Origin of the sequence: Shewanella loihica PV-4 (genome assembly GCF_000016065.1) — a bacterium.
Taxonomy (GTDB): Bacteria; Pseudomonadota; Gammaproteobacteria; order Enterobacterales; family Shewanellaceae; genus Shewanella; species Shewanella loihica.
This window is the reverse complement of sequence record NC_009092.1, coordinates 2,807,488-2,830,856: the sequence shown is the minus strand read 5'-3', so window position 1 is coordinate 2,830,856 and position 23,369 is coordinate 2,807,488. Positions and strand designations below refer to the sequence as shown.

The 23,369-nt window shown below is 54.5% G+C and carries 17 protein-coding genes; 8 read left to right on the top strand and 9 right to left on the bottom strand.

Going from position 1 to position 23,369, the window contains the following annotated elements; genetic code table 11:
• The first annotated feature begins 69 nt into the window (after nucleotides 1-69).
• Entirely contained in the window at nucleotides 70-1,281 is a 1,212-nt protein-coding gene (gene fabB, locus SHEW_RS12480) for a beta-ketoacyl-ACP synthase I (protein WP_011866207.1), read from the top strand.
• Between the two features lie 186 nt (nucleotides 1,282-1,467).
• Here fabB and SHEW_RS12475 read toward each other — a convergent pair whose 3' ends face one another.
• Nucleotides 1,468-2,205 (bottom strand): YciK family oxidoreductase, encoded by a 738-nt coding sequence (locus SHEW_RS12475; RefSeq protein ID WP_011866206.1) that lies wholly within the window; start codon nucleotides 2,203-2,205, stop codon nucleotides 1,468-1,470.
• Nucleotides 2,206-2,465: 260 nt separating this feature from the next.
• On the opposite strand from SHEW_RS12475, the gene SHEW_RS12470 reads away from it, so the two are divergent.
• The 3 genes from SHEW_RS12470 to SHEW_RS12460 all read left to right on the top strand — a co-directional run bounded on the left by SHEW_RS12470 (nucleotide 2,466) and on the right by SHEW_RS12460 (nucleotide 7,264).
• A complete protein-coding gene (locus SHEW_RS12470) occupies nucleotides 2,466-4,952 on the top strand; it encodes a VolA/Pla-1 family phospholipase (protein WP_011866205.1) in 2,487 nt (828 codons plus the stop codon).
• Nucleotides 4,953-5,080: 128 nt separating this feature from the next.
• Nucleotides 5,081-6,112, top strand: coding sequence for a protease SohB (sohB, locus tag SHEW_RS12465; RefSeq protein ID WP_011866204.1), 1,032 nt, complete (start codon nucleotides 5,081-5,083; stop codon nucleotides 6,110-6,112).
• 138 nt (nucleotides 6,113-6,250) lie between these two features.
• Nucleotides 6,251-7,264, top strand: coding sequence for a helix-turn-helix transcriptional regulator (locus SHEW_RS12460; protein ID WP_011866203.1), 1,014 nt, complete (start codon nucleotides 6,251-6,253; stop codon nucleotides 7,262-7,264).
• Here the strand turns inward: SHEW_RS12460 and SHEW_RS12455 are convergent.
• The 3 genes from SHEW_RS12455 to SHEW_RS12445 form a co-directional block, all read right to left on the bottom strand.
• Nucleotides 7,261-8,496 (bottom strand): SO2930 family diheme c-type cytochrome, encoded by a 1,236-nt coding sequence (locus SHEW_RS12455; protein ID WP_011866202.1) that lies wholly within the window; start codon nucleotides 8,494-8,496, stop codon nucleotides 7,261-7,263. The two genes, SHEW_RS12460 and SHEW_RS12455, sit on opposite strands and share 4 nt — an antisense overlap.
• A 52-nt stretch (nucleotides 8,497-8,548) precedes the next feature.
• Nucleotides 8,549-11,200, bottom strand: coding sequence for a parallel beta-helix domain-containing protein (locus SHEW_RS12450; protein ID WP_011866201.1), 2,652 nt, complete (start codon nucleotides 11,198-11,200; stop codon nucleotides 8,549-8,551).
• Nucleotides 11,201-11,769: 569 nt separating this feature from the next.
• Entirely contained in the window at nucleotides 11,770-12,363 is a 594-nt protein-coding gene (locus SHEW_RS12445) for an arylesterase (protein ID WP_011866200.1), read from the bottom strand.
• A gap of 34 nt (nucleotides 12,364-12,397) precedes the next feature.
• Here SHEW_RS12445 and SHEW_RS12440 point away from each other — a divergent pair, with 34 nt between their 5' ends.
• Both SHEW_RS12440 and SHEW_RS12435 read left to right on the top strand, forming a co-directional pair.
• Entirely contained in the window at nucleotides 12,398-13,138 is a 741-nt protein-coding gene (locus SHEW_RS12440) for an ABC transporter ATP-binding protein (protein WP_011866199.1), read from the top strand.
• Nucleotides 13,138-15,588, top strand: coding sequence for an ABC transporter permease (locus tag SHEW_RS12435; protein ID WP_011866198.1), 2,451 nt, complete (start codon nucleotides 13,138-13,140; stop codon nucleotides 15,586-15,588). Before SHEW_RS12440 ends, SHEW_RS12435 begins: the two co-directional genes overlap by 1 nt.
• A 134-nt stretch (nucleotides 15,589-15,722) precedes the next feature.
• On the opposite strand, the gene SHEW_RS12430 is transcribed toward SHEW_RS12435, so the two are convergent.
• Nucleotides 15,723-16,652 carry a TIGR01777 family oxidoreductase gene (locus tag SHEW_RS12430; protein WP_011866197.1) on the bottom strand — a complete coding sequence of 310 codons (930 nt, stop codon included), beginning with the start codon at nucleotides 16,650-16,652 and terminating at the stop codon, nucleotides 15,723-15,725.
• 96 nt (nucleotides 16,653-16,748) lie between these two features.
• Nucleotides 16,749-17,114, bottom strand: a complete 366-nt coding sequence (gene folX / locus SHEW_RS12425; RefSeq protein ID WP_011866196.1) for a dihydroneopterin triphosphate 2'-epimerase — start codon at nucleotides 17,112-17,114, stop codon at nucleotides 16,749-16,751.
• Nucleotides 17,115-17,189: 75 nt separating this feature from the next.
• Between folX and SHEW_RS12420 the strand changes: the two genes are divergently transcribed.
• Entirely contained in the window at nucleotides 17,190-18,359 is a 1,170-nt protein-coding gene (locus SHEW_RS12420) for an AI-2E family transporter (RefSeq protein WP_011866195.1), read from the top strand.
• A gap of 63 nt (nucleotides 18,360-18,422) precedes the next feature.
• A complete protein-coding gene (locus SHEW_RS12415; protein ID WP_011866194.1) occupies nucleotides 18,423-19,340 on the top strand; it encodes a class I SAM-dependent methyltransferase in 918 nt (305 codons plus the stop codon).
• Nucleotides 19,341-19,443: 103 nt separating this feature from the next.
• Here the strand turns inward: SHEW_RS12415 and SHEW_RS12410 are convergent, their stop codons facing one another.
• From SHEW_RS12410 to pta, 3 genes are all read right to left on the bottom strand, one after another.
• Nucleotides 19,444-19,668, bottom strand: a complete 225-nt coding sequence (locus SHEW_RS12410) for a hypothetical protein (protein ID WP_011866193.1) — start codon at nucleotides 19,666-19,668, stop codon at nucleotides 19,444-19,446.
• A 730-nt stretch (nucleotides 19,669-20,398) separates the two neighbouring features.
• Nucleotides 20,399-20,830 (bottom strand): hypothetical protein, encoded by a 432-nt coding sequence (locus SHEW_RS12405; RefSeq protein WP_011866192.1) that lies wholly within the window; start codon nucleotides 20,828-20,830, stop codon nucleotides 20,399-20,401.
• Between the two features lie 327 nt (nucleotides 20,831-21,157).
• Entirely contained in the window at nucleotides 21,158-23,296 is a 2,139-nt protein-coding gene (gene pta, locus SHEW_RS12400) for a phosphate acetyltransferase (protein WP_011866191.1), read from the bottom strand.
• Between the last annotated feature and the right edge of the window lie 73 nt (nucleotides 23,297-23,369).

Below are 23,369 nucleotides of genomic sequence, written 5' to 3'. Positions count from 1 at the left end.
AAATGCAGTAAAAGCGATACTATTGGCGCAGCTAAATTGGTACTAGACGTACGGAATGGATAGTAAATAATGAAAAGAGTCGTGATCACCGGCCTTGGCATAGTGTCAAGTATCGGTAACAACAAGCAAGAAGTCACCGAGTCACTCAAAGCGGGTCGCAGTGGTATTACCCACTCAGATCAGTTTGAAGAAATGAAGCTTCGTAGCCATGTTTGGGGCGACATTAAGTTAGACCCTAAAGAACATATCGACCGTAAAGCATTACGTTTTATGGGTGATGCAGCCGCATACGCTTATATTGCCATGGAGCAAGCGATAGCCGATGCTGGCCTCACCGAAGAACAATATTCAAATCACCGCGTCGGTATCATTGCCGGTACTGGCGGCGCGTCATCGGCTAACCAGGTTCAGGCTGCCGATACCCTGCGTGAGAAAGGTGTGAAGCGCGTTGGTCCTTATATCGTGCCACGCATCATGTCGAGCACGGCCAGCGCCTGTTTGGCCACGCCATTTAAGATCAAGGGCATGAACTACTCAATCAGTTCGGCTTGTGCCACCAGTGCTCACTGTATCGGCCATGCGGTCGAGTTGATTCAGATGGGTAAGCAAGACATGGTCTTCGCCGGTGGTGCAGAAGAGGTGGATTGGACCCTGACTATGGGCTTCGACGCCATGGGCGCACTGTCGACTAAGTATAACGACTGCCCTGAGAAGGCTTCTCGTACCTATGACGCGGACCGTGATGGTTTCGTTATCTCTGGCGGCGGCGGAATCGTGGTTGTCGAAGAGCTTGAGCATGCGCTCGCTCGCGGCGCTAAGATCTATGCCGAAGTGATCGGTTACGGCGCTTCTTCAGATGGTTACGACATGGTTGCGCCATCGGGCGAAGGCGCGGTGCGTTGCATGAAGATGGCGCTCGAAGGTGTAGACACACCAATCGACTACATCAACACTCATGGTACTTCAACGCCTGTTGGCGACATGCGTGAGCTGGAAGCCTTAGCCGAAACCTTCGGTGACAACCTGCCAGCTATCGCATCGACCAAGTCTCTGACTGGTCACGCACTGGGCGCCGCGGGAGTGCATGAGGCGATCTACAGCCTGATCATGATGGAGAACAGCTTCATCGCACCAAGCATCAACATCGATACTCTCGACGAGAAGGCCCAAGGTATGCCTATCGTGACCGAATATCGCGATGCCGAGCTTAACACTATCATGAGCAACAGCTTCGGCTTCGGTGGCACAAACGCTACCCTGGTTATGCGCAAGTACAAGTAATCGCTCATCTGTTTTGACAGTCATTAGAAAAGGGAAGCAGATGCTTCCCTTTTTTGTGTCTAGCTTCTGCTGGTCATCTTACTGATAAAAAGTGAAACACGCCCATAAATACGGGCGTGTTTTTGATGACTGAGGCTTAAACCACCAAGCTTTAAACTACCAAGTCTTAAACTACTGAGTCTTAAACTACTGGGCGTTAAACTGCTGGCCCGTGACGCCCTTAGCATCGTCACCCATGAGGTAGAGATAGGTCGCCATGATCTCTTCTGGCGCCTTGAGATCCTGTGGGTTCTCGGCAGGGTAGGCATTGGCGCGCATCTTGGTGCGGGTGGCGCCAGGATTGATGCTGTTGACTCTCAGGTTGCTGTCTTCATATTCGTGGGCCAGAGACTGCATCATGCCTTCGGTGGCAAATTTTGAGATGGCATACTCGCCCCAGAAGGCGCGTCCCTGACGGCCAACACTGCTGGAGGTGAACAGGATTGAGGCTGCAGGAGCTTTCTTCATCACGGGAAGCAGCGCCTTGGTCATCATGATCTCGGCGACCAGGTTAACCTGTAGTACTTCCTTGACCGAATCCATCGAGATATGTTCGAACGGGCCTAGCACGCCTAGCAGGCTGGCGTTGTGCAGCAGGCCGTCGAGGTGACCAAACTGCTGCTCTATGGTTTCGGCCATGTCCTGATAGTTTTGCTCTGTGGCGCCTTTGAGATCGAGTGGCACGATAGCGGGAGTAGGGTAGCCGGCCTGTTCTATCTCGTCATAGACGGCTTCCAGTTTCTTGACTGTCTTGCCCAGCAAGATCACCGTGGCACCATGTTCAGCGTAGGCCAGAGCAGCGGCGCGACCAATACCATCTCCGGCGCCTGTGACCAGTATCGTTTTATCTTTAAGTAAATCTTTTGCTGCCTGATATTCCAACATGAGTCAATTTTTCCTGTTAGCGGAATTCCCCGCCATTTCTATGATTTATTTGAGCCTGAAACGAATGTTTAAAACAAATGACTGATTAATGACCATCGTTCTGTTGTTTGTGTGTGACAAAATTGTAGCTAACTCAATAATTTTGCGTTAACTTGAGTAGCCATAAGGACTCTAAAAGTCCTATTGGTCACGCAAGGAAGACTATTGTGACCAATTTTTGGGGAAAACAAAATTATTACAACAAGATTTGGGGAAAAAAGATGAAAAGACTCTTTTTGGGTGTCGCAATTGCATCCGCATTGGGAATGGCTGGTTGTAGCGAAGATAGCGTCGATCAACTCGCAGAGAAGACTGAGCCGCTAATCCCTCTTTCACACATGGTATTCGATCCTGCTAACAGCAAGGTACCATTACCCAACGATCTACTCTTTAGCGGTACCACTGACGGTACCCTGACTATGCCGGGCGAAAAAGCCGACGGCTCAAGCGATTACACCGACCCTCAGATGGCGCTGGGCGCACTGGACGGTTGGTCTACCACCTCTCCTATCTCTATCACGGTTGAACCTGCTACCGACCATGACGGCACCATGCTGACGCTGGCGGCGGCCTCTGTGGCACAGCCTGGCGCGGTGCGTATGTTCGAAGCCACTGTAGGTGGTCCGCTATCATCGGATCCCGAGTGTCAGTCTGCACCATCTGTGTCAGCCTGTAAGATAGGCAACGAGCTTCAGTTTGGCGTCGACTTTGTCGCCAGCGCCTCGGGCAACACTATCGCTATCGTACCGCTCAAGCCACTCAAGGCGGGCCAATCTTATGTGTATGCCACCACAGACCTGATTCAAGACTCGGCTGGCCGTCCTATTGCGCCGTCGACCACCTATGCCACGCTGAAACTCGATATCGAGACCAAGCCGCTGCAGACACCCGATCAGCTGATGCTGCAAACGCTGGTGAACAGTTATGAGAAGGGCATGGCTGCCGCCCACGGCGTAGATAGCGCGACTATCAGCTATGCGGGCCTGTTTACTACCCAGGCGATCAACGATGTCTATGAAACGACTAAGTTACTGATGCTGCAAGAGGGCACACCTTTTGCGCCGTCTATCTCTGTGCCTCAGCCGCATCCGCTGGGGATCACGGTTGCCCAGGCGGCTGGCCTGACACCTGCCGATGGCGTGGCCTATGTGGTCTCTAGCCTGGCCGATGTTTATGTTGCCGAACTGACCCTGCCTACTTATGGCGCCTGTAACTCTGTGATGTGTAATGGCATCAACGGCAACTGGCATGCGCTGGGCGACAGCCCTGTAGCCGTATTGCTAGCCCTGCAATCGGGTACCCTGAGTCAGCAAAATTACGGCGCTCAGGCCGTGGCGCACGGTATCGACCCCGCAGCGGGTCTGGCCGATCCTGCCCTGTTGGCGGGTAAGGCATGGCTACTCGATGATGGCACGCCGGCCGATAAGGCCAAGCACCTGACTAAGTTCAACCCTATCCCTGCACCAACCGGTGCAGAGAAGGTTCCAGTGTTGATCTCTATGCCAAACGCCGAGCGTCTGGCGCAGTTTTACGCCTCTCAGGGACTACCTTTTACGCCGCCAACTGGTGGTTGGCCGACCACCATCGCCATGCATGGCCTAGGCGGCGGTAAAGAGATGTCACTGGCCTATGCCGGTAGTTATGCCGCCATGGGCGTTGCCACTATCGCCATCGATATGCCGCTGCACGGCGCTCGCTCATTCGACGCCAACGGTGACGGCATCTATGAGGTATCGGCTTCAGATCCAGCATTTGGCGCTGTGATAGGTAACCCAGATGCGTTTAAGAATGGTAACCCCTTGGTGTTTGTTAACATAGCGAGCACTCTGGCGGTACGTGATAACTTCAGACAGGCAACGGTTGACCATCTAGCGCTTCGCGCCGCCCTCACAGGGCTTGCCGGTGGCCTGGCCGCCGCGCAGATGCCGCAGATGTTCGATATCACCAAGATCAGCGCACAGGGCCTAAGTCTTGGTGCCATCGTTGGTACCGACTTTGCTACCTATGCTAACTCTGGCCTGAGCCATCCGGCTAACGGTGCGGACCTTAGCTATGTGCATAAGCTCAATGCGGTTTCTCTGGTTGCGCCAACTGGTGGCTTATCGGGCACCTTCATCGGCTCTGCCACCTTCGGCCCGCTGCTGTTTGAAAACGTAACCGCCAGCGATACCTTCAAGGCATTGGTGGATGAGGCTAACGTTGCCGGTTATGAGCCTGGTACGCCAGAGTATGCGGCCCTGGTTCAGGCAGTGTACGCCGAGTTCATTCCAACCTTCGCCTTCGCGGTGCAAACTGCGGTAGATGGTGCGGATCCTATCAACCATGCAGCGACGCTTAAATCGACTGGCCTGCCTGTACATCTGATTGAAGTCGTGGGGGATGGCAGCAACCTAGGGGATCAGGTGCTACCGAATCGCGTTGACAAGTTCCCTGTGGCGGGTACCGAGCCGCTGATTGCCAACCTGGGTCTTGAATGTATTGATACTACAACTGTTGGCTCTGGCGCGGTGCGCTTTAGCAAAGGTCATCACAGCTCGCTGATTAGCCCAAGTGAGATCCCAGGCGTGACAGATGGTAGCGCCGCCGCGGCTACGGTTGAGATGCAGCAGCAAGTTGCCGCGTTTGCCCTGACTGCGGGTAAGGGCCAGGCAAGCGTACTGGTGCAGGATGATTCAGTGATTCAGCCTTGCGCGGTGCCAGCTAACTAAGCCTAAATCCAAAAAGGACTAAATAAAAACCCAGCCTGGCTGGGTTTTTTTATGGCTGGATTTGTTATTGCCCTCAGGGCTGATAGAATAGCGGCCAGATTTTAAAGGCCTGATCACGGAGCTGAATTTTGGAATTTTTGTACGAGTATGGACTCTTTCTGGCAAAAGCCGTCACCATAGTGGTGGCTATCGTCGCCGTTGTGGTGTTGGTGCTGGCATCGGCGGTGAAGCAGAAGGCCGATAAGGGTGAGCTTAAGCTGACCAATGTGTCTGAGGAGCTTAAGGACCTCAAACATGACTTGAAGGAAGAACTGCTGAGCAAGAAACAGTTTAAGGCCTACGAGAAGGGCCTCAAGGCTGAGGCGAAGGCCAAGGAGAAGGCTGAGAAGGCCGATGGCGAAGCCGCGCCTACGCCTCGCGTATTTGTTATCGACTTCAAGGGCAGCATAGATGCACATGAGGTGGCGTCACTGCGAGAAGAGATCAGCGCCATCCTGGCTATTGCCGAGCCAGGCGACGAAGTGGTGGTCAACGTCGAGAGTGGCGGCGGCATGGTCCATGGCTATGGCTTGGCAGCCAGCCAGCTCGACAGACTGCGCAGCGCCGAGATCCCATTGACCATCTGTGTCGACAAGGTGGCCGCGAGCGGTGGCTATATGATGGCCTGTGTGGCCAATACCATCTATGCCGCACCCTTTGCCATCGTAGGTTCTATCGGTGTGGTCGCGCAGATCCCTAACTTCAATCGTCTGCTGAAGAAGCATGATATCGATTATGAGCAGCACACCGCCGGTGACTTCAAGCGTACCCTGACCCTGTTTGGTGAAAACACCGACGAAGGAAGACAGAAGTTCCAGGAAGAGCTGGAAGAGACCCATGTACTGTTTAAAGCCTTCATCAGCAAGTACCGTCCTACATTGGACATCGCCAAGGTGGCGACCGGTGAGCACTGGTATGGTCAGCAGGCGTTGGATCTTGGTCTGGTCGATGGCCTCTCTACCAGTGATGACGTGGTGATGAAGCTTGCCGAAGAGAAGACAGTGATCAAGGTTCGCTATCAGCTGAAGAAGAAGATTGCCGACAAGCTTGCCCACAGCGCCTCACTGGCGGTCAATGCCGTGTTCAATCGCTTGGCGGAAAAGAATCAACCGCTTAACTAAGGGTTGCGACTTTCACCGGATAAAAACCCGCCCTCGGCGGGTTTTTACATATTTGTAACTTTTTATCCCTACTGGGCTTTTACTCGTCCCTAAAATCTTATACAAAATACTATTATCCTTGGACGTTGTAATGATGAGATGACGAGTAATACCCGCTATCAGGCGACATTAAAAGTTGGCGATCAATCTTATCCCGCCTATGAACTGAGAAGCCTGGTTCATTTCATGGCCGAGCGTTACGGCGAGCATCATGCCGAGCAGCTATGTCAGGAGATAGGCCTGGGGCTTAACGAGCTGGCCAAGTTAAACTTTGTCTATGTCTGGCAGGTGGACTATGCCATGGCGTTTCTGGGGAACTTAGCCGATGACCCTCAGATAGGCGCGCGGCTCGGCGAGACCTACAAGGTGGAAGAGCTGGCGCTTATCTGGCCCTATCTGGCCAAGTGTCAGACCTTAGGTGAATGCCTTGAGTTTGTTATCGCCCATCCCGAGCTGGTGGGCAGTGTCTCGGATACCCTAGTGAGCCATGGCGAGCGAAGCCTCTATTTTCGCTGGCTCAATACGGCGAAGATCTCGGCGCCCTATTTCAGCCTGCAGTTTCAAAACAGCGTCTGCTCTATGTTAGCCCTGGCGCGTCAGCTCACGGGTCAGATGGTGACACTCGAGCGGGTGCAGCTGGCCACCCCGGCCCATGACAGTGAGTTCCTGGCGGCCTTTTGCCAGGCCGATGTTGGTTTCGACGGCGAGTTCTTCGAGTGGGCCATCTCCCATGAAATGCTTTCGCTGCCTGTTGTGTATGACTTCTCTCTGCTACAACTTGATAAGCAGGCCCTGCATGACACCTCCTTGATCGAGAAGGTGCTGGCCATACTAAACCAGGATTTTCCCAATAATCCTAAGCTGGAGTCGATGGCGCTGAGACTCAACATGAGCGATCGCACCCTGAGGCGACACCTGGCGAGTGCCGGCACCAGCTATCAGAAGCTGGTGGATCAGGTGCGCTGCCAGACGGCTATTGGTCTCATCGTTCAGGGTGACAAGAGCATAGTGGATATCGCTGACATCATGGGGTTCGGCGATGTGAGCCATTTCCGTCAGAGCTTCAAACACTGGCTTGGCTTGCCGCCAGGCCAGTTTATTCGCAAGATCTAGCCCCCATGCTGGCAGTTGCCTAAACTTGGCGACAGGCTATCTATCCAGCTTTGTAGGATTGTCAATGCCTCCACATGGCTAAGGCTTCGGCCAATAGGCGGCATGCGATCTTTGGGGGCATCTAGCATCTGGCGATAGAGCAAGATGGAGTGCTCGCCATCGCCGGGAATGATGTCGTAGGAGAGACCCTTTTCGCCGCCGTCCCAGCCCGGTGGCTGCTTACAGATCCCATATTGATAGCTGGTGTGCTCCACATAGAAACCCAGGCGCAGCCCCGAGATGCTGGCAAAGCCTTCGGCCCTGTGACAGTGGGCGCAGTTGATATCCAAATATCCCTTAGCCCTGGTGGTCAGATCGCCACTCTCATCTGTGATCGCCGGCGCCGAATCTGGGGCGCCGTGCTGTGGCAGGCCGTTCAAGCGTCCCTTGTCGCGCCAATGTTCGAGCTGATTCACCGTCTGATTCTCGACTAACACCTCATGGTTAAGCAGGTAGGGTTTGAGGCCTATGGGATAGATCTTGGCGCCTCCGTCACCAGCGCGTTGATGGCACACCTTACATTCTGCCCGGCTGGGCACATGGTAGGTGAACTCCAGCTGCTCGCCCTGACGCGTCAGGCTGTGGGCCTGATTGGCGCCGGCAACGGCGAGGCGCGCCTCGCCGCCTTGCCAGAGATAGGGTAGTGCCGTCCAGCCGCTCTCGCGGTGGATAAGCAGACGGGTCTCGACCAGGGTCTCGTTGGCTTCCCCTGTGAGCTGGGTGTCGCTTGGCAGGGCAAAGGTTTTGACCAGCACGGCGCCTACCGGCAGGTCGAAGGTGTCGCTCGGATGATAGTCGATCTGGCTGCCATCGGGCAGGAAGATGAAACGGTATTTATGGGCGTAGTCGGTAAACAGTTGGCTCGAGAGTTCGTAGCTAAAACCTGGGCCATTAGGAGCTGTGGTTGGTTTATCAGGCTGCTGAAATAGCCGATATTGGGACAGAAGCTGACAATCTTGCTCCATCAGTGCCTGCCAGTTGATCTCCCCCTCCTGGCTATCGCAGATATCCGTAGAGGGATCTGTGCCGCCCGTCGGCGGGGTCACAGGTGTGCCAGGCTGGTTGGTGTCTGTGCCTGTTGGATTGATCGAGGAGTCATCGCTGCCGCCGCAGGCCGTGAGGCATAGCAGCAAGAGAGCTAATAAAACTGGGCTCGAAAGCGGCAGCAAACCTTTTACTGGGCTGGTTAACATAGTTTCGGCTCGTGAGAAAAAGGGCCGCCAGATGGCGGCCCTTGGATTGGGATTATTGAGAGCAGGTGGCCAGCGGTAGTCGCTTGATCCACTCGGCAATCAAGGCCGTGCCTTCGGTGTGGGACAGGCTGCGACCTATCTCTGGCATGCGATCGCCAGGTGTCGTGCTATCCATGCGGAAGTGCAGGATAGAGGTCTCGCTCGAGCCAGGCACCACATCGTAGCTCAGCGAGCCACCGCCATAGGCGATTGGCGACTTACAGGTACCGTGAGAATAGCCGCTATCCTCCTCGTAGGTGCGCCAGTACTCCAGCTTCAGGCCAGTGTTAGAGGCGTTGCCTTCTGGGCGGTGACAGTGGGCGCAGTTGATATCCAGGTAGCCCTTGGCGGTTTGCATCAACTCGGCATCTGTCATGGCAGCCACCTTAGCCTCGTCGCCATCGTGGAAGGCGGGTACTGTAGGGATGCTTGCCTTGTCTGGCACGCCCTGCAAGATACCGGCGGCCTGCCACTTCATCAGCTGATTCATGGTGCCGTCGCTATAGGCATAGTCCTTGTTCAGATGACGCGCCTTAGGGCCGATTGGCACGAATACCGCGTTACTTGCATCGTCACTCTTGAACTGGTGGCACTGCTTACACTGGTTCATGCTGGGGACCACATAGTCGAAGTCCAGCGTCTTACCGTTGTGAACCACCTGCTTGGCCTGGATGGCACCGGCCTTGGCCAGCACCGCATCTGTCTGCTCTGCGTTAAACACATAGGGCAGGGCCGACCAACCTGTGGCGCGTTTAATAAGCAGTCGGGTCTCGACCAGTGTCTCGTTGGCCACGCCGCGCTTGCTGGTGTCGCTTGGCAGGGCGAAGGTCTTAGTGATCACGGTACCGACCGGGAAGTCCATGCTCTCGTTGGTCGAGTAGTTGGCCACCTTGTCCTCTGGCACGAAGACGAAGCGATACTTGCTGGCATAGTCGGTAAACAGCTGAGTGTTGAGATCGTAAGGGATGCCGCCTGAGTTCGCCCCAGTGCTCGGATCCTTGGTATCGGCAAACAGCTGATAGTCTGAGAGGTTAGGGCAGTTGGCGCCCAGCAGCGCATCCCAATTTACGCCTGGGGGGGTGGTGCTACACAGGCTAAGGTCACCATCGCCCACCAGACCACCTTCACCTTCGCCTATGGTGCCACCACCACCGACCAGGTTGCCGCCGTCACAGCCCTCGACATCGTCATCCACGCCGCAACCGAAGATCTGATCGCCAAAGGTGACAGTGTGCACAGGCAAACTGACCTGGGCACAGTTCATGATCTTATCCTGGGTCTTCTCATAGAGGACGTCGGCGATGCTGATATCTGTGTTGTTGTTGGCATAGAGACGACCGAAGGAGACATCGCCGTTATCGCGGGCACAGATGTTGTCGCTGCCATCATCGGCAAAAGGCAACTCCTTAAGCCCCAGATAGGCGGCGGTGCCGTTGTTGGAGAGCATCTCGCCCAGGCCATCGTAGAGGATCCCAGGGAAGGCGCCGTGGCTCAGCAGGTAGGCCTTGATGATATCTTCAATCAGATAGCCATTAGGCTTCTTGCCATAGTCTGTGATGACGTTGTCATGCAGATAGATGTTGCGTGGTGTCGGGCGCCAGCCATCTTCAATGGGCTGGCCCGGCTGGCCATAGTTGCCTACAAAGCTGGTCATATCCGGTTCGGCGATGAAGAAGCTGGAGACGGTCACCCCTAATGTGTCGTGGCCGGTGATCTCGTTGTTGAAGATCTCCACATCGTTGGTGGAGAGGATGATCACCCCAGTGCCCGGCGGCACGATATGTACCCCGGCAGGGTTAGAGGAGGCGTTGGCGAAGTTAGGGGTATTGTTGTTATACACCTTGTTGTTGAAGATACGCACACTGGAGCCATATCTGTGGTTGTTGATCGGCAGATCGAATACCAGGATGCCGCCCGTGTTGCCCATGGCTTCGTTGTCGTAGACGTCGGCGTATTTAGAGTTTTCAATCTCGATACCGGCGACGTTTTCTTTGGCGATGTTACGGCGAACCACTATGTACTCAGACTGACCCACATAGATACCGGCATCGGCGCTGCCGCGTACATAGGTGTCTTCGATGAGGATGTTTTCACACTCCACCGGATAGAGGCCGTAGGCGCCGTTATCTTCATCCAGTGCACCTTCCCATACGGTGGCCAGGCGTCTTAAGATGATGCCGTTGGTGTTTTTCAGCTTGATGCCGTTGTTCTTGGCCTCATTGACCGAGAGATCCTGGATAGTGATGTTAACGGCGTTCTGCACGAAGATACCATCGCCGGTGATCGATTCGGAGAAGTCCAGCACGGTCTCTTCCATGCCGTAGCCCATGATGGTGATGTTCTTGGCATAGGCACCGTCACCGTCCACGTCGCCGTCAAATAGCAGGGTCGACTCTATCTTAAAGTGTCCCTTAGGCAGCACGATCACATCATTGCTCTGGGCGTTGATCAGGGCTTCCTGAATGCGGGTGGTCAGATTCTCGCCATCTTCGATGATGATGGCACCGACCGGAAAGCTTGGGCCGGGATCCGTTGGTGTGGTGGTAACAGGTGGTGTCTCGACGTTAGGGGTATCTTCATCATCTGAGGAACAGGCGGTGATGGAGAGGGCCACTGCACTGGCCACTAGACTTGGGAGCAGCCACGAAGGCATCTTGTTGAACATAGTATCTCCTACTTATTGTTATTATTCCCACTCTAGATTGCACTGGCGTACTAGATAAGCAATGTGAAATCTGGCCAACAAACTTTTAACATCCGTAACAATCAGTGGCTTAGTACATTTTTTAAACAGGCGTTTGAGATAAAATTGAGGGAAAACAGTGAGGTGTGTAATTTATCAAACGGTAAATTTTGCGATACTCAACTGGTAGGAGGAGTTGATTTTAGCATTCAAGCCTGATAGGGAGCCTAAACCGTTAGCCTTGGGGCCGTTGTTTTGGGGCTGTTGCTTGGGGCTTGGGGCTTAGCGGGTAGGGCTGGATATAGGCTATAAGCCATTTGCGGCAATTTGTGGCGAGCCACCGATAGGCAGAGGGGTATTTAGCATGGGCTTGACCAAGCAGAGCCTTGGAGAAGTCTGGGCGCAGGTTTGAACAGTTTGAACAAAAGAAAATGGGAAACGCCAAGTGTACAGTCGGAGAAGACGGTCAGCACTCGGCGTAATAGCTATGCCCCCAGGTGAACAGATCAGCATACCGGGATAGTCTGCCCAGGTGCGTGCTTCAGGTGATCCTATTCACTCGGTTGCTGCGTATCGATAAGCCAGGGGCGGATAAAGCTGACGATCTGTGGCTGTGCCTGCTCGTTGGGGTGTATGCCGTCGGCCTGCATCAGCTCGGGATGAATGGCTATTTCTGTCATGAAGAAGGGCACCAAGGTGACCCCTTGCTCGCTCGATAGCTCCTGATAGACCTGGGTAAATTGTTTGGCGTAACGCGGGCCATAGTTGGGCGGCACCATCACCTCACTGAGCAGCACCTCGGCGCCTGAGTCCTTGGCGAGCAGTATCATTTTTGTAAGATTATTTTTCAATTGCTTAGGCGAAAATCCGCGCAGACCGTCGTTGCCGCCAAGCTCGATAAAGACCCGCTTGGCCTTGGTCGAGTCAAGCAGGGCGGGCAGTCGGCGCAGACCGCCGGCCGAGGTCTCACCGCTCACCGAGCCATTGATGATGGTGACCTCGGGGGATTGTTGCTGCAATAGATGCACCCAGCCCTTGTCTTGTTCCATGCCGTAGCTTGCGCTTAGGCTATCACCTAAGATCAATATCGGGTTAGCATGGGCCTGGGGGATCAAGAAGAAGACAAGCAGGCAAGCGGCTTGCACCAATCGGCTTAAGCGACGAAGCGAGAAGGAATTTATGTTAGAAAATAGTGCTATCAAGGTCAGTGATCTCTATAAATCGGTAACTACCCAAGAGGGAGAGCTTACTATCCTCAATGGCATCAATCTGGATGTCAAGTCGGGGGAGAGTGTGGCGATTCTTGGCCCCTCGGGTTCGGGTAAGTCGACCCTGCTCGGACTGCTGGCGGCGCTCGACTCGCCCACCAAGGGGGAGATAGTCCTCGATGGCGTGACCCTCAATGGTTTGGATGAGGAAGGCAAGGCCGCACTGCGTAAACAGAAAGTCAGCTTTATCTTTCAGTCTTTCATGCTGGTCGATACCCTCAACGCCCTGGAGAACGTCATGCTACCGGCCGAGCTATCTGGGATCAGTAACGCCAAGCAGAAGGCGCAGCAGATGCTCGAGCGTGTGGGCCTAAGCCACAGACTCAACCATTTCCCCAACCAGCTCTCAGGCGGCGAGCAGCAGCGTGTCGCCATCGCCAGGGCCTTCATCTGTGAGCCTAAGGTGCTGTTTGCCGACGAGCCGACGGGAAACCTGGATGGGGCCAACAGCGACAGGGTGGCGGACATGCTGTTTGAGCTCAACCGCGAGAGTGACACCACCCTGGTGCTGGTGACCCATGATCTCCAGCTGGCCAATCGTTGTCAGCGCCGCCTGAACATGCAGGCGGGGCAGTTAAGTGAGGTGATGAGCGAAACTGACAACAGCGGCGAGCAAGAGATGGCCCGTTCGAGCGCAGCGGAGGCGAGTTAATGGAGTCTCGCATCGCATGGAAGTTGTTTAAACGAGAGCTGCTGCAGGGACAGCTGTTACTCATCATATTGGCGATCACCCTGGCGGTCTTTTCGGTATCTGGCCTTGCGCGGGTGAGCGAGCGCCTGCAGCTGGCCATTAATGGCCAGGCCTCTAAGTTTATCGCCGCCGATCGCATCATCAATTCGCCGGTTCCGCTGGATGACAAGATCTTAGCCAAGGCCGATGCGCTGGGGCTCAGACACGTTGCCAGCATGCAGTTTAACTCCATGGCTTATGCAGGTGATGCCTTTCAGTTGGTGACGGTAAAGGCGGTTGGCGAAGGTTACCCCTTAAAAGGCGTGATAGAGCTGAGCGATGGCCCGACCGATAAGCTGCCCAAGGCGGACCAGCTCTGGTACGAGACCCGCCTGGGGGGGATCTTGGGTTATCCCAAGCAGCTCGAGCTAGGTAATGCCAACTTCAGCCTGAGCGCCGAGATAGCCAGGCTGCCCGATGCGGGCTTTAATCCCTTCGCTTCATCGCCCGTGGTGCTGATGCGACTTCAAGATGTGCCCAAGACTGGGGTGATTCAACCTGGCAGCCGGGTGAGTTATATCCATCAGTTCGCTGGAGAGGCTGACCAGCTCAAGGCCTTCGAGGCCGAAGTTAAGCCGCTGCTTAACAACAGTCAGCGCTGGGTCGATGTGCAGTCGGGGGATTCGCCCATCGCTGGTGCGGTCAAACGGGCCGAGCGCTTCTTGCTGCTCGCCAGCCTGCTGGGGATAGCGCTTGCCTGCGCCGCCATAGGGATCGCCGCCCAGCGCTACTGTCAGCGCCATTTCGACGTGGTGGCCATGCTCAAGACCTTCGGCGCTTCCAGCCGTCAGATCCGTATTCTCTTTGGCCTGCATCTGCTGTTGGTCACCCTTGCGGGTATCGCATTGGGGCTCATCGGCGGTTTCCTGCTTGATACGTTGATCAGCGCCTATCTGCCAGCCTCGATCTCGGCGTACTCGCCGCCGCTGTTTAGGCCTATCGCCTTAGGGGTCGCCACTGGGCTTATCTCGGCCTTCATGTTCTCGGCCTATCCGCTGATGAGACTGCTGGCCATTCCGCCCCTTAGGGTGTTGCAGCGCCAGCTAGAAGGAATTCAGCTGGGGATGTGGCTGCACCTGGTGCTTAGTCTATCGGCGATGGCACTGCTGGGGTATCTTTACTCACAGAGTCTGGTGCTCACCCTAACCGTGGTTGCTGCCGTGATGTTGCTCGGTGTCTTGCTGAGTCTGTTTGGTTTCTTGTTGATCCGCGCCGGTCACAGCGTAGGCATGAAGACCACCAACCCTATGCAGCTGGCCTTGGCGGGGCTCAGACGCCGCGCCAGGCAAAATGCGGTGCAGCTTGTGGGCTTTAGCAGCGCCCTGGTGTTGCTGCTGACCATCATAGCGCTTAGGCAAGACCTGCTCGATGAGTGGCATAAACAGCTGCCCGAACAGTCGCCCAACTACTTCCTGGTCAACATAGCGCCCGAGGAGCAGGCGCCGCTGGAGGCCTATTTTAGCGACAACCGCGTCAAGGCGACCGATATCTATCCAGTGATCCGTGGCCGTCTGGTGGCGATCAATGGCGAGAAGCTGATCTCTGCCGAGCAGGCAGATGAGGGGGCCCAAGGCCGAGTAGGGATTTCCCGCGAGCTGAATCTGACCTGGCGTACCTCTCTGCCACCCAATAACGAGCTGCTATCGGGTCACTTTAACCAAAAGGCCGATGAGGTGTCGGTGGAGTCCGGCGTGGCCGAGCGTCTCGGCATAGGCTTGGGGGATGAGCTCAGTTATGTGATCGACAATCAGCCGCTAACGGTGAAAGTTGCCAGCATTCGCGCCGTACACTGGGAGACGATGCAGCCTAACTTCTTCATGATCTTCCACCCCGACGCCCTGGCGCCCTTTGCCTATACCTCTATGGCCAGCTTCTATCTGGACGATAGCAAGCGACCTATGGTGATCGAGTTGATCAAACGCTTCCCCACGGTATCCATCATAGATGTCGGCGCCATGGTGAAGCAGCTTAGGCAGATCATCGATCAGGTCTCCCTGTCGCTGACCCTGGTGCTGGTACTGGTCCTGCTGGCCAGCAGCCTGGTGATGATAGCGCAGACCGAGGCGGGAATGGCGACGCGTCAGCGCGAGCTGGCGGTACTGCGCACCTTCGGAGCCTCTGGCTGGCTGCTGCGTATGGCCACCGCACTGGAGTTTGCCCTGCTTGGGCTGATCGCCGGCCTGCTTGCCGCCATAGTCGCCGAGTTTACCATCTACCTGCTGAAGACCCAGGTGTTTGAGCTGGTGGTCTATATGCATTGGGACTGGTGGCTGTTGGCGCCGCTTGCCGGCGCGGCCATCGTCGCGCTGCTCGGCACCTGGCGTTGTCGTCAGCTATTGCAGAAGTCCTGTCGACAACTCCTGCAGGGCTAGCGGGAAGTAAAAGAGCAGAGCGGCGCGAGTGGTTAGCGCGCCGCTAGTTCAAAGTTCAAAGTTCAAAGTTCAAGGCTCAAGGCTCAAGGCTCAAGGTTCAGGGTTTAAGCCTTTAAGGCTCGAGGGGTAAGACTTTAGCTTTTGGAGGCGCCAAATAGATTTGTCAGCGCGTCATCCAGATGAGTGTAGTGAAAACTAAAGCCCGCCTGGGTTAGCCGATCGGGGTAGACATATTGGCCTTCAAGCAAGAGCTGAGACATCTCACCTAAGGCCAGGCTTAGGATAGGGGCAGGCATAGGCAGCAGGGTGGGGCGGCTCAGGGCGGTGCCCAAAGAGTTGGTAAATTCGCGATTGCTGACCGGGTTAGGGGCGGTGGCGTTATAGATCCCCTGGCACTGCTCGTTATTTAACAGAAACAGTATGATAGCGATAAGATCTTCTCTGTGGATCCAGCTCATCCCCTGTTTGCCCGAGCCCACCACGCCGCCAGCGCCCAGCTTGAAGGGCAGCAACATCTTCTTCAGCGCGCCGCCGTTTAAACCGAGCACCAGGCCGATACGCATCACACAGACTCGGGTCAGCCCTTGGCACTGCAGGGCTAACTCTTCCCATTTGGCGCAGACGCTATGGGGGAATTTCTCCTCCTTGCCTGTGTCTTTGAAGTGGGCGAGGTCGAAACTCTCATCCAGGTGCACCTGCTTGTCATGATCGCCATAGATGCCGATGGCAGAGCCGCTGATGAAGACCTTAGGCGGCGTCTTGCTGGCCTCGAAGAGTTTGGCCAGACGCGCTGTGGTATCCCAGCGACTGTCACAGATCTTCTGCTTTACCTCCAGGCTCCAGCGCTTATCGGCAATGGGTTCGCCCGCCAGGTTGATGACGGCATCGAAGCCGTCGAGATTGGCCAGGGCGCTGAGGTTACCCAGTAACTTATGTTGGTTGCCAAGGGTGAGGTGGGCCTTGCCGGCCGAGCGGGTGAGCAAGGTGAGTTGATGTTCGCCTTCCAAGGCCTTCACCAAGGCCTTGCCTATGAATCCGGTTCCGCCGGTGATCAAAATCCGCATGCCGACTCCAATTTTTTAGGGGATATCAAAAATATACACCATAGCGAGGGATTCGGATCACTTTTAGGCGGCAGGTAATTAGGGAATGGGTGAGGCTTAGCCCTTTTGGTAGCAGAGCTGCATCGAGACCGAATCGGCAAATCTCAGGGCATGGGGCTTGTCTATCTCGACCGAGGCGAAATCGACCCATTCATGATCGCTGGCAATGCTTAACACCTGATCCGTGAGGTGTTCGAGCAGTGAGAAGCGATTGTTTTCAACTAAAGCAATGATTTTTTTCGTTATCGTGCGATAATTCAGGGCGTCTTGCATGTTATCGCTGTTACGGGCCTTAGCGGCGCAGTAATGGATTTCTGCGTTGATGGTGACGTCCTGTTTGTTGTTGATCTCATCTTCCTTGATGCCAATGTAGGTACGAAGACGGAGATTTTTAATTCGAATGATGGCGATTTCTGGTTTCATGATCGTAATTTTTCTTGTGTAAGATTTAAGTTAAGCCTATCAATATTATGGGTAATTCAGAAGGACTTTATTTAGATGACTCGATTTGATAATCAGGGGGTCGCGTTTAAAGGCTTTGCCATCATGGCGTTTATCGTCGTGATTCTGGCAGGGATAAAAGCCGCCAGCCCTATCGTGGTTCCCTTTGTGTTGTCGGCCTTTATTGCGGTGATCTGCAACCCGGCAATCAATGGCATGACCCGCCTTAAGCTGCCCCGCGCATTGGCGGTGGCCATCATGATGGTATTTATCGTGCTGATGGGGCTCTGGCTGGCCTCCTTGGTGGGGAGCTCAATCAACGAATTTTCCCGTCAGTTGCCCCTTTATCGGGATCAGCTGGTGGAGCAGTTTTCCTGGGTATTGACCAAGTTACAGGCGCTGAATATCGAGGTCTCCAAGGAGCAGATCTTGGCCTATTTCGACCCGGGTATTGCGCTGTCGATGACCACCAACATGTTGTCCAGTGTCGGCGGCGTGATGGCTAACCTGTTTCTGATCATTCTGACCGTAGTGTTTATGTTGTTTGAGGCTCAGGACTTGCCCAAGAAGCTGCATTTCGCGCTGGACGATCCTGACATGCGCATCAAGCAGATAGACAAGTTCCTGCAGTCAGTTAACCAATATATGGTGATCAAGACGTTGGTGAGCGTGGGGACCGGCGTGGTGGTCGGGACGGGCTTGGCGCTGATGGGCGTCGATTACGCCTTGCTCTGGGCCGTTGTCGCCTTCCTGTTTAACTATATTCCCAACATAGGCTCTATCATCGCCGCGATTCCGCCTGTGCTGCTGGCCTTTATTCAACTCGGCCCTGCGGGGGCGGGGGGCACGGCGCTGCTCTATCTGGCGACCAATACCGTGATGGGGAATATCGTCGAGCCCAAATATATGGGGCGCGGCCTGGGACTCTCGACCCTGGTGGTGTTCCTCTCCTTGATCTTCTGGGGCTGGCTGCTGGGCTCTGTGGGCATGTTGCTCTCTGTGCCGCTGACCATGATCGTCAAGATAGCGCTAGAGTCGAGTCAGAGCGGTGGTTGGCTGGCCATCTTACTGGCCGATCGCGTCGATGAGACCCTGGTTAACGCCGATGCACAGGTTAATGCCAAGGTACAGGTTAACGCTGAGGTACAGGTTAACGCCGATGCTCAGGTAAGTGGCAAGGCCAGCAAGCAAACCGATGCCGGCGAACAAGCCGACGTGGAAAAGTAGTTCATTATTCGATAAAGCAAATAGCATTAGTTAAAGCATAAAGTAATAGGTAAATAGCGTTAGATGGAGTCATTTAAGCAAGCAATACAGCAGGTGCAATTCTCTGACGAGGCCGAGCGGCTGTTCCATGGCCGTGGTGGTCGTTATGAGGGCGCCGAGCATCTGTGTCTCGACTGGTTTCCCCCTGTGCTCCTGCTCACCAGTTTCAAAGAGATCGATGAGGCGGCGCTTGAGGAGCTAACTCAGGCGATTCAGGCGCGTTGGAGAGAAGAGCAGGGAGAGCAGGGCTTTAACCTGGTATTCCAGCACAGATGCGCTGGGCAGACCCAGACCCATCTGCTATATGGTGAGGTGCCTGAGCCACATCTGGTGAGTGAAAACGGGGCGCGTTTTCAGATCCATCTGCTGCGCGGGCAAAACCATGGCCTGTTTCTCGATATGCGCGCCGGGCGCGCCTGGGTGAAGGCTAATGCCGCCCAGGCCAATGTGCTCAACCTGTTTGCCTATACCTGCGGCTTCTCTGTTATGGCGCTGCAGGGCGGTGCGGATCAGGTGGTCAATATCGACATGAGCAAGGGGGCGTTAGCCATAGGCAAGCAGAACCATCTGCTCAACGAGTTCCCCCATGGTGCACGCTTCCTGGGGCACGATATCTTCAAGTCTTGGGGCAAGCTAACCAAGATGGGGCCTTATGATCTCATCATCGCCGATCCGCCGAGTAATCAGCGCGGCAGCTTCGTGGCGACTAAGGATTATGCGCGCCTGCTGCGCCGTCTGCCTCAACTGTTGGCGCCGCAAGGCGAAGTCCTGCTGTGTCTCAACGCGCCCGAGCTTGGCATAGATTTTCTCAAACAGCAGGTGGCAGAGCAGAGTCCGACGCTGGAGTTTGTTGAGCAGCTGGCTAATCCCGAGGTATTCCTGGATAAAGATCCCGACAAGGCCTTGAAGGTGCTGCGCTATCGTCAGCGCCAAGCAGTATAAACTATAGGGCTAATGAGCCGCGCTCATGGCCAGATCTATTCAAGCCATGAGCCTCTAGTTTGTAGCGGCAGAGTTAGTAGGGGTAGAGTTATTAGCGTTAGAGTTAGTAGCGGTAGAGTTCCTGAATCAAGGACTGACCGTGAGATTCGATGACCTGGGCTATCTGTTGGTGGTCCAGGTTTTTTAATGCCGAAATTTCGTTAAACAGTTTCTCTTGTACGTCAAAGGGCATGGACATCGAGTCCATGAATAGGTGGATAGATAAGGTGTCTCCCTGCGTAAACAGGTCGGCTAGCCTTTGGGCCTCAAATTCGATCAGCGTGTTCATTGCATCACCTCACTCCTGCTTGCGCAAACGATTCGCTATTAATTAATTGATAGCAGTTCTCATTTGAGTCATTAGATCGTTTTATTGTAAAGAAAATGTTTTTTAGTTTTTGCAGCAGTAAAAAAATGAAAGACTTTCACCCTGTTCATTGAATATTGACACTTTTAGGCATTTTTTTGCTAAATGTGGCCACAATACTGAAAGTTTTCTGTAAGTCCCACTTTTTTAGTGTTACACTAGCGCCCATGAGTTAGCAGATAGTTGCAGCTTATACCCAAGGCAAAATGCACCAATAAAAAAGCATGCCTGTACCCTACACAAAAATCTGGAGTCGTTATGGAAGCCCGTGAATACGAGAGCGCTTATTACCAAGTACAAGATGAAGTAATTGAGTCATTACCCGTTGAGATGGATGACGAAGCGTTTTTGGATTAAGGAAATATCCAAACTGAATTTTCACTTAGGTGCCGAGTCTAACTGGGTGCGTTAAGGTGAGAGTCTTCAGACAGAAAGAGCAGCCCTAGGGCTGCTCTTTTTTGTGGTTGTGACGCTAATTGTTTTGCCGCTTTATGGGCGACACTATTGCCCGTGTGTAGGCTCGATCTCTAAGCTAGGTCTGTCTCTAAAGCTAGGCCTCCAAAGCTAGAACTCTGGCATCGGCCACTCAGGTTGAGACAAGAGGTTGTTGAGACCAGTGCTTGTTGAGATTAGGGCTTGAAGAGACTAGCGCTTAGTTGAGGTTGCCTTTCTCCGGCAAAATTTCCACTATCACCCAGCGTTTATTAACCTTGTGCAGGCGTATGGTGCGATCGTCTATCCAAGGTTGGCCGCCCTTGAGTCCCGTCATCTTGACGATCACCGTGACATCCTTGGTAAATTTGCGGAAGAAGTCGATATCTATCTCTTCGATCTCCAGGGTCACGTCGCGCATGGAAAGGTTTAACACGTGGCGCTGCACCGAGGCGGCGATATAGTAGTGCGACAGCACCTTCTGCATCGGCTCATCGACAAACTGCTTGGCCTTCTCGACATCTCTGTCGACATAGATAGCGCGAAAGAATCCTAATGAGACCTGCTCAGGTGTCATGACGCCCGACACGGTTTCCGAGTCTGGGCTGCAGGCCGTTAAGAATAAAATGAAGATAAAGAGTAATTTTTTCATAGGGTTTAATCGAAAGGCTTTGGCCTAGTATCGCGATTCTCTAAAGCCTTGGCAAGCGGGGCGCGTCAGTCAAAAGTACTTGACTCTTAGGAGCTGGGCTGGCATATCTGAATGAACAAATTGTTACGGTTATCCACAGAATCTGTGGACAAGTATGTTGAAGAGTCGATGCATAACTCTTAAGTGACTGAACTTAATTGGTAAATTTGTGTGGTCATTTTTTGACGCATTGTGCATCTCTGAATATTTTTTAATCTTTCCAAACCGTTTGAGTATAAAAAAAGCCTGTCTTGTGACAGGCTTTTTCGATCTTATGGCGAGTACAGATTAGTTCTGTGAGGCTTGAATCGCCGTCAGTGCGATGGTGTAGACGATGTCGTCTACCAGGGCGCCACGAGACAGATCGTTAACCGGCTTGCGCATACCTTGTAGCATAGGGCCGATACTGATCAGATCCGCACTACGCTGAACCGCCTTGTAGGTGGTGTTACCTGTGTTCAGATCCGGGAAGACGAACACGGTTGCCTGACCGGCCACTGGGCTGTTTGGCGCCTTAGATTGAGCTACGTTTGGCATCACGGCGGCGTCATATTGCAATGGGCCGTCGATCACCAGCTCAGGGCGTTTCTCCTTGGCGATACGGGTTGCTTCGCGTACCTTATCAACGTCTGAACCTGTGCCTGAGCTACCGGTTGAGTAGCTGATCATGGCTACCTTAGGCTCGATGCCGAAGGCCGCGGCGCTATCTGCCGACTGAATGGCGATATCCGCCAGCTGCTCGGCGTTTGGATCTGGGTTGATGGCACAGTCACCATAAACCAGTACCTGATCCGGCATCAGCATGAAGAAGATAGAGGAAACCAAGCTAGAACCCGGCGCCGTCTTGATCAGCTGTAGTGGCGGACGTATGGTGTTGGCCGTGGTGTTTACTGCACCAGAGACGATACCGTCGACTTCACCCTGTGCCAGCATCATGGTACCCAGTACCATGTTATCTTCCAGCTGCTCACGGGCGACCACTTCTGTCATGCCTTTGTGTCGACGCAGTTCAACCATAGGCGCAACATAGCGCTCACGAGCGGTTTCAGGCTCGATGATTTCAACGCCTTCGCCCAGGGTTACACCCTGTTGGCTGGCGATACGCTGGATCTCTTCAGGGTTTCCAATCAGCACACAGCGGGCAATGCCACGTTCGGCGCAGATGGCGGCCGCTTCGATGGTTCTTGGTTCGTCACCCTCAGGCAGTACCACTGTCTTGGCCGCGGCGCGGGCAAGCTCGGTGAGCTTATAGCGGAACGCAGGTGGCGACAGTCTGTGCTCACGCGGTGAGTTCATGGTGACGCTTTCTACCCAGCTCTGGTCGATATGGCTGGCAACGTATTCCTGCACCTCTTCGATACGCACGGCATCATCCACAGGCACCTCATGGTCGAAGCGCTGGATATTGAGCGAGGTCTGCCAGGTGTTGGTGTCGATCAAGAATACCGGCAAACCTGTCTCGAAGGCTTGCTCACACAGGGCCATGATCTCAGGCTCTGGCTCGTAGCTACCTGTCAGCAGCAGTGCACCCACCTTGACGCCGTTCATCGCCGCCAGACAGGCAGAGACGATAACGTCTGAGCGGTCGCCCGAGGTCACCAGCAGAGAGTCTGTCTTGATGTGGGTAACCATGTTAGGAATACTGCGGGCGCAGAAGGTGACCTTGCGCAGACGACGGGTATTCATCTCGCCGGCGTTGATGATGCGGGCACTCAAGTGCTTGGCCAAATCTGAGGCGCGTGGTGCGACCAGATTCAAGTTATATGGCACGCTGCCTAGGATACGCAGCTTACTCTTACCGGGAAGCTGGAACATGCTAGCGGCGTCTGGACGCTGCACATCCTGGTGATCGAACACCTCTGACAGATCCGGGCGGGCGCGGCCTTCATCGTCTACCGGGGCACCAATCTTGTTGATGATGGCGCCGATGAGACGTTTGTTCTTGCTGCCACCCCAGGCGTTGTGGGCGATTTCGAGACGGTTCATCAAGGCGGTCGGGGTTTCGTTACCCGGCGCGGCGACGAAGATGATGTCAGCATCCAGCGCCTTGGCGATCTCGTAGTTGATGTCGTCAGAGAAAGGGTGGTTGCGGGTTTGTACCAGACCTTCGACGATCAGGGTTTCGCTTGGGTCGGCACACTCGGTGGCGCGGGCGATGATCTGCTCCATCAGGACATCTGTCTGATCGGTGCGGATCAAGTGCTCGGCGTGAGCCATGTCGAAAGGCTCGAGCGGGTTAACCGTCGGCGACTTGCTTAGGATGGTGGTCGAACGCTCAGGGCCCTTATCGGTTGGGCGCTGCTGGGCGATAGGCTTGAAGAATCTCACCTTTACCCCGTGGCGCTCCAGCGCGCGTACCATGCCTAGACTGATAGAAGTCAGGCCGACGCCGGTACCATTGGGGATGAGCATAATATTGCGAGACATAGTTACCTCTTATGCCCCGGCCAGACATACGGCCGGGTCTTGTCAAAATTGGTGGCGGCGCAGGGCGCCGCGA